We start from the raw sequence: 11,645 nt of genomic DNA on the forward strand, positions 1-11,645 counted from the left end.
CTCGCTTTCGGCACGATCCCGCCGCCTATCTGGCTGCTCTCGAACAGCAGGCCCGCCAGCTAACTTTGCCATCCTAGAAAAAAAGAACGCTAAAATTTGATATTGCGATGATGCTTCGACGTCAGCTTAGTCCTTGTCTTTGCCTTCTGGACTTGAGCCACTGCTCGGCTGGTGTCGTGAGCATCGTGGCTAAGACTACGACGGCTGCACCGATACACAGAGACAATGATGGAACTTCGTCGAAGTAGAGCCAGCCTGCAAAGCCCGAGAAGATGATGGACAGGTATCCGATGGGTGCCAGGAGCCGCGCCTCCTGCTTCTGGTAGGCTTGAAGCCAGCAATATTGCCCGACTTGGGCCAGGATCCCGATCAGGATGATGCTCGGTGCCTCAGCCCACGGGATCGGCACCCAGACGAGGGCCGCCGGAACGGATGTCAGGAGCGTCAGGCCCACCGTATAGAAGAGCATCAGAACAATCGTGTCCTCGCCAGCAAGGCGGCGCGTCTGCACCACGGAGAGCGCGCCGAAGAGCACGGAGCCGAAGGCGGCGAGCAGGCCGATGTTCCAGGGTATCTCGTCAGGTCGCAGCATGACGACAACGCCGAGGAAACCTAACGCCGTGAGCGCGTAGCGGATTCGGCTCACCCTCTCTCCAAGCAGAACAGCCGCCATTGCCAGCAGGATCAGGGGGCGGGTGTAGCCTATGGCGGTGACCAGGGCGAGCGGGAGGGCCGCGAAGGCTGCGAAGTTGCAAGTCAATGCCGTGGAGTTGAAGGCGACGCGCATCAGATGGCCGCGTATGTTCGACAGGTTCGTCAGCTTGGCACGGTGGCGCCACATCAGCGGCACCACGGCTAAGAACCCGACGAGAGACCGCAGAAAGACGAGCTGAACCGCCGGATAGGTGTCGCCCTTCGCCTTGACCATGGCCTGCATGATCGTGACCAAGCTCATGTCGAGCAGCAGCCATCCCGCGCTGGTCCACAGGGAGACTGCCGAGCCGGTGGATCGGCTTTCGGCTTCGACCGCCATAGCCTCAGGCAGGCTGAACGAGGTTGGCGAGCAGGCGGAACGCCCCGGGAACCAGCTTGTCAAGCTGGTGGTGCAGCACGAGCGACACATGTGTGTGCCGCCCGCGCCCTATGCGGGCGGAGATCAGGGAGCCCTTGAGCGGCTTCTCGCCCGGATCGTTCAAGGCCAGCAACTCCTCGTAAGCGGCATCGTACTCCGCCGCGAAATAGAGGCCTCTCTCCTTGTCCCAGCCCTGCCAGTCCCCAGCGTCGATACAGTTCGGGGAGGTCAGCAGGAGATGTTCCGGCTTCAGGACCCTGACGGGAGCGGCGGGATCGGTCACGCGCCAGCGCAGTGAGGGCGAGCCGATGACGAGGCGGCGGGGCGGCGTGGTCGCGGGGTCCCACGCGTCGGTGGGACGATGGTAGAGCGTCACCAGATGTCCCCCCTCCTCCACGAAACGATGCAGCCGCTCTGTGGCTGCCTGGAGATCGCGCCTGAGGCCGAATGCGAAGATGCCGACAACGATGGTGGTGAAGGCGGAGAGGGAACCCGCCTTCAGTTCAGCCTCCCCGAGATCCGTCACGTCGAGGCCGAGACGGCGCAGATGGGCGCCGACATTGTCGCTCCCGCCACCCACATAGCCAATGCGGGCCTCACCCGGGAGAGAAACGTCGAGCGAGAGGACCCTCAGCTCTACCGTCTCTATGATCGATGTCGGCCGAATGTGCGGATACGCGATGGTCCGCACCGAACTCGCAGGCCTGCCATTCACCACAGGAACGAGTGTTGCAATGCCAGCGCCAACCTCACGAGGCGGCACGGCAACCCAGGCGTCCCCTTGCTGGCGAACTGTCCACCCCACCGGCACCTGCCAATCCGTCGGCTCGACTCCAGCCGTTCGCACCCGGATTCCGGAGGCAGGTTCTCCCACCTTTATGAGTGCCACCGCAGGATCGAGAGACAGGGAGTGCCGCGGCCCGATTTTCAGGGGCTTCTCCAAATCGAGATCGACCTCGATCCTGCGTTCTCCAACCTTGCTCGCAACGCGAAGGCCTGCCTCGCCATTGCCGCCCAGCGGATCGAAGGCTTCGGGATAATTTCTCGTATGGGGCGCCGATTCCGGGATTGCAATCTCATACTGCACGAGCCCTGGCTCGTCGCGCATAGCGGTGGCGTTCACGCCTGCAGGAAGTCGGGGCGTCGTCGTAACACCAGAAAGCCCGGGCGCATCGATATGCGCCTGCAAGACCAAGCGCGCGCCTGGATGCGCTGATCCGTCGAAAACCGCCCGGGCCGTGTTGACGCTGGTTTCAAACAGAGCCGCATCAATCTCCCTCAGCTTTCGATCGAGGCGATGGCCCAATTGGCTCAGCGCCTCCTCGCCCAAGTCCTTGCGAGCTTCCTCGATCCGACGCGCCGCGTCGCTCAACGCATCGACAATTCGGGAACGATTCGGGAAAGCCGCTATGGCGGCGTCGATCTGCACCTGGGCCTCCTGCAGGGCCGCAGCAGCCGGTCTGCTCACGCCCGGCATGGCCGCGATATCGGCCAGCGTTGCGGGGACATGGTCGCGAATATCATACTCGGAACCAGCCTCGCCGCCAGACCAAACCTTCAGATGCAGACTCCACCGATCAACTGGGTTGTCGCGCCACACACCCATGCCCTGGGAAGCATGCGCAGCGCGCGACCACTCGCCGAGCTGCTTATAGGCGAGGCCCGTGACCTCGTCACCGCCGGCAGCCTCAAGGTTCAGCGTCGCAGGCGGCGGGGGCACCTCGTCGTCATAGGCGTAGCCTGCGCCCGACCAGGCCGGAAGGTAGTACTTGGACACCTGCCAGGGCCGGAGGTCGATTGCGCCATGCTCAGGAAAGGCCGACGGATCGGCCGCGAGGGCGAGGGCCGTCTCGGCCGCGCGGGTCATGGCGCGGTGGTGGCCGTGCTGGCCCGGTACGTCCAGGAAGGTCGGGATGACGATGTCCGGACGGTAGCGGCGGTAGGCGCGCACGAGGCGCTCGACGACACGCTCCTCGCCCCAGCGACGGAGCGTGTCGTCGCCGTTCTTCGAAAATCCGAAATCGTGGACCGGGTCACCGGGACCATGTCCGAGCCACGCCACATCCGCATCCATGCGGCGCGCGGCCTCTTCCATTTCAGCGGTTCGCAGCACACCGAGAACGCCGCCCCGCTCGGGCCCGAGCGCATTCTGCCCTCCCTCACCTCGGGTGGAGCAGGCCACCACGACCCGCATGCCATAGGCGAAGCGCAGGGCCGCCAGCATCCCGTTCATCTCGTCGTCCGGATGCGCGCCGGTATTCATTACTGTGAGTACGGAGCGTAAGCGGCTAAGGGCTCGATGCAGCCGGACAAGAGCCGGCTGATGGACAGCTTGGGATAAACGTCTGTGGTCATCCAACAAGTGCGATCTCCTCGTTCTTCGGTTCGCGCGCGGCTGCCTGAGCGGTGTCGAGGCGAGGTGTCATGGCTTCGAGGACTGGCAGCGCTGCGGCGCCGAGTGCCGCCGTATACCGCCCGGTGCGGCCATGGATCAGGCGTGCTTCGCTCCGGTTCCTGCGGCGCGCAACGGACAGGGGCAACGGCTGCATGGCCTTCGTGAGATCCTCCAGGAGACCCGTCGGCAAAGCACCACCGATGACAACGGCCTCGGGATCGAAGAGATTTTCGAGCATCGCAACCTGAGGCGCGAGATAACCGGCCGCTTCCGCAATCCATTCCCCGATGATCGGGTGCTGCTCACGGTGCAAGTGCTCCAGGCGCGTATAGTCGATTTCAAGAATTCCTGACGCAGCGAGCTTTTCGGCCAGAGCCTGTACGGAGGCATAGGCCTCTAGACAGCCGTGCTGACCACATGAGCAAAGGCGCCCCCCCCTTTCAATTAGCACATGCCCGATTTCGCCCGCATTGCCGTTTGCGCCTCGGTAAGGGCGCCCATCGATCATGATGCCGAGGCCGAGGCCTTGCCCGAAGTAGATCAGACAGAAGTTCTTGAAATTCTTGGCGGCGCCGTGCAGGCGTTCACCAACGGCTGCGGCGGTGGCGTCGTTCTCGAGAGTGACGGGGGTTCCGAGCATTTGGCTGATGCTGGTCACGGCATCGAAGTCTGCCCAACCCGACAGCGTTGTGGGGCCGACGGAGGTCATGCCCTCCACATTGAACGGCCCCGGCATCACCACTCCAACTCCGAGAAGCTGTGGCACGGGCGATTTCAGCTGAGCCTGTGCAGCGGCGATCTCGGCCTCGATGACGGGTAGCACGGTACCAGGATCGTTACGCGGGATCGTAACGGTACGCTGCGCCCGAACGCGCCCTCCGATGTCAACAAGGAGTGTGGAAATATGGTCGGCCGCAATTTCGATCCCGGCCGTCATCCCGCCGTTCGGATTGACCGCAAACTGGATCGGCGGCAGCCCACGCCCTGCCCGAAGTCGCCCAGTCTTAATGAGAAGGCCATCGGCGACGAGATCATCGACGATGTTCGAGACGGCTTGGGTGCTCAGATGCGCGTGGCGCGAGATCTCGGTGCGCCCAACGGGACCAAGCTGGCGCACGACGTCGAGCACCACGCGGCGGTTGTGGGAGCGGTTGCGCTCCGGATTACTGCCGATCGTCGAGCGTACCCCGGCTTTGGATTTTCTCGGCATCGCCAAACTCCACGCCGTCACGATGAACCGGCGAATGGAATAACTCAAGTGAATTATCTTATTGACAGCTTGCCAACTCTAAGGGAGCCTCAAGGTTGGATCGGCCGCAAAGGCCGGCACCAGAGAAGGATCGGCGCCCAGCGCCAGCAAGAATGGAGAGGGACATGCGTTTCGGTCATATGCTCGCGAGCGTTGCCTTCGGCTTCGCCACCCTGGCCTCCACCGGCGCCAAGGCGGTCGAGATCGAATACTGGCAATACGTATTCGACACCCGCGTCAAAGCGATGAACCAGCTCATCGCCAAGTTCCAGGAGGCGAATCCGGACATCAAGGTCAAGCAGACCACATTCCCCTATGCCGATTACCAGACCAAGGTCGCGGCCGCGATTCTGGCGGGCCAGGGACCTGACGTCGTGCAGCTGTTCTACGGCTGGACCGACAATTTCATCGCCGGCAAGATGATCCGCCCCTTGCGCGCAGAAGCCTTCCCGGCCGCCGAGATCGAGCGCGATTTCTTCCCGATCGTGAGCGCCATGAAGCGCGGCAACGAGTATTACGGCCTGCCTACCGCGGTGCGTTCGCTGGCCCTCTTCTACAACAAGAAGGCCTTCAAGGACGCGGGCCTCGATCCCAACAATCCGCCGAAGACAATCGACGAGCTCGTGGCCGCCGCCGAGAAGACCGTGAAGCGCGACGGCAGTGGCAACATCGTCTCCGCCGGTATGACTCTCGACATGGGCGGGCAGGACCATCAATGGTGGCGCGAGGTGCTGATCCGTCAGTTCGGCGGCGCTCCGTATACGGAGAACGACACCAAGGTTGCCTATAACGATGAAGCTGGCCTGAAGGCGCTCACCTTCTACACGGACCTGCAGAAAAAGCATAAGATCGGCCAAGCCGGCTTCATGGACGAGGGACAGGCGGCTTTCCGGGCAGGCTTGGCCGCCATGACCATCGACGGCACCTTCCGTCTCGGCTCCTTCGGTACGATCAAGGCCTTCGAGTGGGGCGTGACCGAGCTCCCTGCCAACGCCCAAGGCGTACGCAGCAACTATGCAAGCTACTTCGCCAATGCCATCACCACGAAGGCTGAAGGCGAGAAGCTGGCGGCGGCCGAGAAGTTCCTGAAATACGTCTCCTCGCCCGAGGCCATGAAGGTCTGGATGGAGGTCGTGGGCGAGTTGCCGGCCCGCCGTGAAGTGGCCCTGACGCCTGAGAATGTTGCGCATCCGGTCTACGGCCCGTTCCTCAAGGGCCTGGAATATGCCCACACCACCCTGTTCAAGGACGAGGCGGCCCAGCGGCAGGTGGCCATCGATATGGCCAACCGCGTCCTGATCGGCGGTGAGGACCCCAAGACCTCCCTGGCCAAGGCCGCGGAAGCCGAACAGGCAATCATCGACCGCGCCAAGCGCTAACACTCGCCCGCGAGGAAGCAGCGCATGTCAGCCGTCGCACATCGGGAGGCCGCCTCCGGCGGCCTCTGGTCGAGGATGAGCCTCGGCCAGAAACAGGTGATCTGGGCATGGAGCTTTCTCGCGGTTCCGCTCGTCTTTTATGTGGTGATCCGCTTCTGGCCGACCTTCCAGGCCTTCTACCTGTCAGTGACAGATTGGACGATCACCAAGCCCGCCGCCTTCGTCGGGCTTGAGAACTACTGGAGGCTGTTCGAGGATCCGCTGTTCTGGCAGGTATTCCGCAACACCTTCATGTACCTGATCCTCGGCACCCCGATCAGCCTGCTGATCTCTTTCCTGGTCGCCTACTATCTCGACCGCGTGCGTTTCATGCACTCTTTCATCCGTGCGCTCTACTTCCTGCCCTTCCTCACCACCGCGGCGGCGATGGCTTGGGTCTGGCGCTGGTTCTACCAGCCCGTTCCCATCGGGGTGATCAACGATGTTCTTTCCAGCTTCGGCATCCCGCAGCAGCCATTCCTGCGCTCCACCTCGCAGGCACTGCCGGCCGTACTAGCGCCCGCGGTCTGGGCCGGCCTCGGCTTCCAGATCATCATCTTCCTCGCAGGGCTCAGGGCCATTCCCGTCACCTATTACGAAGCCGCACGCATCGACGGCCTTTCTGAAGGCGCGATCCTGCGCAAGATCACGCTGCCGCTGCTGAAGCCGACCCTGGTGTTCTTGGTCGTGTTCTCGTCCATTGGCTTCCTGCGCATCTTCGACCAGGTCTACAACATCAACACGAACGATCCTGGCGGGCCTCTGAACTCCACAAAGCCCCTGGTGCTGATGATCTACCAGACCGCCTTCAGCTCCTACGAGATGGGATATGCGGCTGCGCAGACCGTGGTGCTGTTCGTGATCCTTCTCGTGATCTCCCTCGTCCAGTTGCGCCTCATGAGAGACCGCTGATGAAAGCCGCCGCATCCTCACACGGCCTTGCGATGCCACATATCCGGCCGGGCCGGATCGTTGCCTGGACGCTCCTGTTCATCGGCGGCGTCATCATGGTGACGCCCCTGCTCTTCATGCTCTCGACCTCCCTGAAGGACGCCTCGCAGGTCTATGACTTGCGCGTGATCCCCGAGGCGCCGACCCTCGACAACTACGTCGAGATCCTCGGCGACGGGCGCTTCACCCGCTGGCTCATCAACTCGACCATCGTGGCGGTAATCGTCACCCTCTCGAACGTGTTCTTCGATAGCCTCGTCGGCTATACGCTGGCAAAGTTCCGCTTCCGCGGTCGCTACATCATCTTCATAGCGATCCTGTCTACCCTGATGATCCCGACCGAGATGCTGGTCCTGCCCTGGTATCTCATGGCGAGCCAGTTCGGCTGGATCGACAGCTACTGGGGCATCATGTTCCCCGGCATGATGACAGCGTTCGGCACCTTCCTGATGAAGCAGTTTTTCGAAGGTGTGCCGGACGACTTCCTGGAAGCGGCAAGGATCGACGGGCTCAACGAGTTCACCATCTGGTGGAAGATCGCGATGCCGCTAGTCACTCCGGCCCTCTCGGCCCTCGCCATCTTCACCTTCCTCGGCAATTGGACGGCGTTCTTCTGGCCCCTCATCGTGACCACGAGCGCCGAACTCTACACCCTGCCCGTCGGGCTCTCCAGTTTCGCGGTCGAGCAGTCGATTCAATGGGAGAAGATCATGACCGGCGCGAGCATCGCAACCCTTCCTACCCTTATCATCTTCCTGTTCCTCCAGCGTTACATCGTCCGCGGCGTCATGCTCGCCGGGCTGAAAGGCTGAGCTGATGACTGCAGGCTCCTACAACGACAGCTCCGTATTTCCCGACCCAGCCTACAAGGAAACCGTTCTGCGCCCGCTCTTTGACGGCGCGAAGGACCATCACGTCGAGGGCTTTCGCCGGATCGACAAGGCTCACCTCGTGATGCTGCATGAGACCGGCATCCTGACGATCGAACAAGCCCGTTCGATTGCCGAGGCGCTTGAGGCAATCGACCGTGAGGTGGATGTCAGCACCCTGACCTATACCGGAGAGGTCGAGGACTTCTTCTTCCTGATCGAAAAGGAGCTGCGCGCGCGGCTCGGACCGGATCTGGCGGGTCGACTTCACACCGCACGCTCGCGCAACGACATAGACCACACTCTTTTCAAGCTTGGTCTCAAGCACCGGATTGATCCCTTGCTGGAGCGTCTCGCCCGCCTTGCTGAAACCCTGGCCTCGGTCGCCGAGCGGGAGAGCGGCACGCTCATCGTGGCCTATACGCACGGTCAGCCGGCGCAACCGACCGTCTTTGGACACTATCTCGCGGCAGTGCTGGAAACCCTGCTGCGCGACATCGCACGGTTGGAGGCAGCGCGCGACATTGTAGACCGCAGCCCCATGGGGGCTGCCGCCATCACGACGAGCGGCTTTCCCATCGACAGGGACCTGATGGCGCGGCTTCTCGGTTTCAGCCGCCCTCTGCAGAACTCTTATGGCTGCATCGCCTCCATCGACTACATCACCTCAACCTATTCCGCCATCGAGCTGGTTTTCCTGCATCTCGGCCGCTTCATCCAGGACTTGCAGTTTTGGACGAGCTTCGAGGTCGGCCAAGTTTATGTGCCCAACGCCTTCGTGCAGATCAGCTCGATCATGCCGCAGAAGCGCAACCCTGTCCCCATCGAGCACATGCGCCACCTCGCCTCCCAGACGGTCGGGCGTGCGCAGGCCATGCTCACGATCATGCATAACACGCCCTTCACTGACATGAACGACAGCGAGGGTGAGAGCCAAGGCTTCGGATATGGCGCATTTGAGAGCGGCGGGCGCGTGCTCGACCTGCTCACGGCGCTGGTCCCGGCACTGCGCATCAATCCCGATCGGGTTCGTCAGAACATCCGCCGCAGCTGCATCACGGTGACCGAGCTCGCCGACAGCCTCGTCCGCCGTGAGGGGCTTTCGTTCCGTGAGGCCCACGAGATCGCGGCGGCCGTCGCCCGCGCGGTCGTGGCCATCGAGGGTGACATCGGGATCGACGGGTATGAGGCCTTCCGTAAGGCTTTCGAGCACTGCACTGGACGTTCGACGATCATCGCCAATGATCAGTTTGCCGAAATCGTTTCGCCCGAGAACTTCGTCGCTGTACGCGACCGGTTCGGTGGACCGGCGCCTGGGGCGCTCTCCCAGGCAATCGCGGCCTACAATGCTGAGGTATCAGGCATTCGCGCACGCATGCAGAATACGGCGCAGCGCGAGCAGACCTCTGAACATGACCTTCAATCCCGTTTCATAGCACTTTTGGGAGCCCAGTAATGGCGACCATCGACCTCAACCGCCTCATCAAACGCTACGGGCAGACGACTGTAGTCCATGGAATCGACCTGTCGGTCCGTGACGGCGAATTCGTTGTCCTCGTGGGCCCGTCGGGCTGCGGCAAGTCGACGACGCTCAGGATGATCGCCGGACTTGAGGAAATCAGCGGCGGCGAAATCCGGATCGATGGGCGTGTTGTCAACGATCTTCAGCCCAGAGATCGGAACATTGCCATGGTGTTCCAGAACTATGCCATCTATCCGCACGTGACGGTCGCTGACAACATCGCCTTCGGCCTCTACCGCTCCAAGCTGTCGAAAAGCGAGAAGCGTCAGCGCGTCGAGCAGGTTGCCGAAACACTGGGTCTGTCGCAGCTACTGGATCGCCGCCCCTCGGCCCTATCGGGCGGCCAGCGTCAGCGCGTCGCTATCGGCCGGGCCATGGTGCGCGACCCAGCCGCGTTCCTGTTCGACGAGCCCCTTTCCAACCTTGATGCCCAATTACGTACCCAGATGCGCATCGAGATCAAGCGGCTCCACCACAGGCTTGGCACCACTTCGGTGTTCGTCACGCACGATCAGGTCGAGGCCATGACCATGGCCGACAGAATTGTGGTGATGCGCGACGGCCGGATCCTGCAGGTAGGCACGCCCCTTGAGCTCTACGAGAACCCGGTGGATATCTTCACCGCCCGCTTCATCGGCAGCCCAACGATGAACCTGCTGCCGGCCTCACTCCGGGACGGCGGGGCGGAGCTGTCGCTCGGTGGGTTCATTCAGGGTCCGTCGGCAAACGCGACCAGTGCTGAGATCCTGGTTGGCGCACGACCGCAGGATCTTGTCCCGAGCAGCCCGGGCGTACCGGGGCTGACCGTGTCGGGTACGGTGGCCGTCGTGGAAACCCTCGGCTCGGAGACCCTTGTGCACGTCGAGAGCGCGGGTCAGACCATCATCGGCTCCGCGCCGGGCCGGCAGATCCCGCAGATCGGCGAGCATCTGACACTCCATGCCCCGGCAGAGCGCCTCTATTATTTCGACAAAGCCACCGAGAAAGCCCTGGCAGCCCGATGACCGGAACGCCCACCGCACGCAGTAAAGTCCTATGTCTTGGACGGACTTATTGCGACATCATCTTCACTGGTCTGCACGAGATGCCAACGCTTGGCCGGGAAAGGTTTGCGGACAATGTAACCATCGCGGCTGGCGGCGGCGCCTATATCACGGCAGCGCATCTCGCCTCACTCGGGCGACCGGCTGCTCTCCTCACCCGTCTTGGTTCGGACCCGCTGTCCCAGAGCCTGAACCCGGAACTCGAAGCCAGCGGGATTGATCTGTCGTTCGTCGAGCGGTCACCTGACGCCGGACCTCAGCCGACGGTGGCCTTGGTCAGACACGGGGAAAGAGCTTTCGTGTCCCGGCGTGCCGGGGGCTCACGTCCGGCGACGCTGGACCAGGCACTCTCGGCCCCTGATGTTGCCCATCTGCACATCGCGGAATTTGCGACCCTCAAAGATTCTCCCGAGGTGATCGCTTTGGCTCGCCGGTTTGGCCTGACGATCTCCCTTGATCCGAGTTGGGACGATGAACTGATCCGCCGCGGCTCGGACTTCTTCGAGATCTGCGCAGGGATCGACCTACTGCTTCCGAATGTCGAGGAGGGAAAGGCTCTGACTGGAGAAAGTGCGGACGAGGCAATTCTGGGGAGCCTGCGCGAGCGATTTCCCTTAGTGGTGCTGAAACGCGGCGAGCACGGTGCAGTCGCGTCCTACGGATCGACCTCTGTCTCTGCTGAAGCGCTTCGGGTGAATGTGGTCGATACGACGGGAGCGGGTGATGCCTTCAATGCTGGCTTCTTGCACTCCTGGCTCAGCACCTCGGACCTTGAGAGAAGCTTAGCGGCTGGGATTGAAGCAGGAGGGCTCTCTGTCCAGTCGGCAGGCGGGGTCCCGCCGCGCATTTTCTTATAGGCTGATCATACCTTGTTATAACTTGGTGGCTGCGCGATTGCGAGCGTTCGGCCCGCGTCTGCTAATTGCTGAAGACGATAATCCTGCACGAGTTTGGGCGAAACCATCCAGATCCGCTGAAGCTGAATAAGCAGACCACTGTGTTTCGGCGTGCAATGTTGACCCTCTAAGACGGGGGATCGGCATCCAAATTTGGCTCTGACGCAGTTTTGATGCACCAGTCGCCATGAGCTGTCATTCCGCTCCAACCAATCTGGCTTGCAGGAGAT

Annotated in this window: 9 protein-coding genes; 6 read left to right on the forward strand and 3 right to left on the reverse strand. The window is 62.2% G+C overall.

Annotation, left to right across the window (positions count from 1 at the left end; translation table 11 throughout):
• Positions 1–121 precede the first annotated feature (121 nt).
• From JQC81_RS30675 to JQC81_RS30685, 3 genes are read right to left on the reverse strand one after another with little or no spacing between them, the layout of a single operon-like run.
• A complete protein-coding gene (locus tag JQC81_RS30675; protein ID WP_203275562.1) occupies positions 122–1,033 on the reverse strand; it encodes a DMT family transporter in 912 nt (303 codons plus the stop codon).
• Positions 1,034–1,037: 4 nt separating this feature from the next.
• Positions 1,038–3,434, reverse strand: a complete 2,397-nt coding sequence (locus JQC81_RS30680; protein ID WP_203275563.1) for a PIG-L family deacetylase — start codon at positions 3,432–3,434, stop codon at positions 1,038–1,040.
• On the reverse strand, positions 3,424–4,677 hold the full coding sequence (locus JQC81_RS30685; protein WP_203275564.1) for an ROK family transcriptional regulator: 1,254 nt from the start codon (positions 4,675–4,677) through the stop codon (positions 3,424–3,426). The genes JQC81_RS30680 and JQC81_RS30685 overlap by 11 nt, the downstream gene beginning before the upstream one ends.
• A 152-nt stretch (positions 4,678–4,829) precedes the next feature.
• Here JQC81_RS30685 and JQC81_RS30690 point away from each other — a divergent pair, with 152 nt between their 5' ends.
• The 6 genes from JQC81_RS30690 to JQC81_RS30715 are packed head-to-tail and all read left to right on the forward strand — an operon-like array spanning position 4,830 to position 11,376.
• Positions 4,830–6,095 (forward strand): sugar ABC transporter substrate-binding protein, encoded by a 1,266-nt coding sequence (locus tag JQC81_RS30690; RefSeq protein WP_376772476.1) that lies wholly within the window; start codon positions 4,830–4,832, stop codon positions 6,093–6,095.
• A gap of 24 nt (positions 6,096–6,119) precedes the next feature.
• Positions 6,120–7,046 carry a carbohydrate ABC transporter permease gene (locus JQC81_RS30695; RefSeq protein WP_203275566.1) on the forward strand — a complete coding sequence of 309 codons (927 nt, stop codon included), beginning with the start codon at positions 6,120–6,122 and terminating at the stop codon, positions 7,044–7,046.
• Positions 7,046–7,897, forward strand: coding sequence for a carbohydrate ABC transporter permease (locus JQC81_RS30700; protein WP_203275567.1), 852 nt, complete (start codon positions 7,046–7,048; stop codon positions 7,895–7,897). Before JQC81_RS30695 ends, JQC81_RS30700 begins: the two co-directional genes overlap by 1 nt.
• A 4-nt stretch (positions 7,898–7,901) precedes the next feature.
• Positions 7,902–9,410: an argininosuccinate lyase gene (argH, locus tag JQC81_RS30705; RefSeq protein WP_203275568.1), complete on the forward strand. Its 1,509-nt coding sequence runs from the start codon at positions 7,902–7,904 to the stop codon at positions 9,408–9,410.
• Positions 9,410–10,480 (forward strand): ABC transporter ATP-binding protein, encoded by a 1,071-nt coding sequence (locus JQC81_RS30710; protein WP_203275569.1) that lies wholly within the window; start codon positions 9,410–9,412, stop codon positions 10,478–10,480. Before argH ends, JQC81_RS30710 begins: the two co-directional genes overlap by 1 nt.
• A complete protein-coding gene (locus JQC81_RS30715; protein ID WP_203275570.1) occupies positions 10,477–11,376 on the forward strand; it encodes a carbohydrate kinase family protein in 900 nt (299 codons plus the stop codon). The genes JQC81_RS30710 and JQC81_RS30715 overlap by 4 nt, the downstream gene beginning before the upstream one ends.
• Positions 11,377–11,645: the final 269 nt, after the last annotated feature.

The sequence above is a fragment of the Microvirga arabica genome (assembly GCF_016811235.1).
GTDB lineage: Bacteria > Pseudomonadota > Alphaproteobacteria > Rhizobiales > Beijerinckiaceae > Microvirga > Microvirga arabica.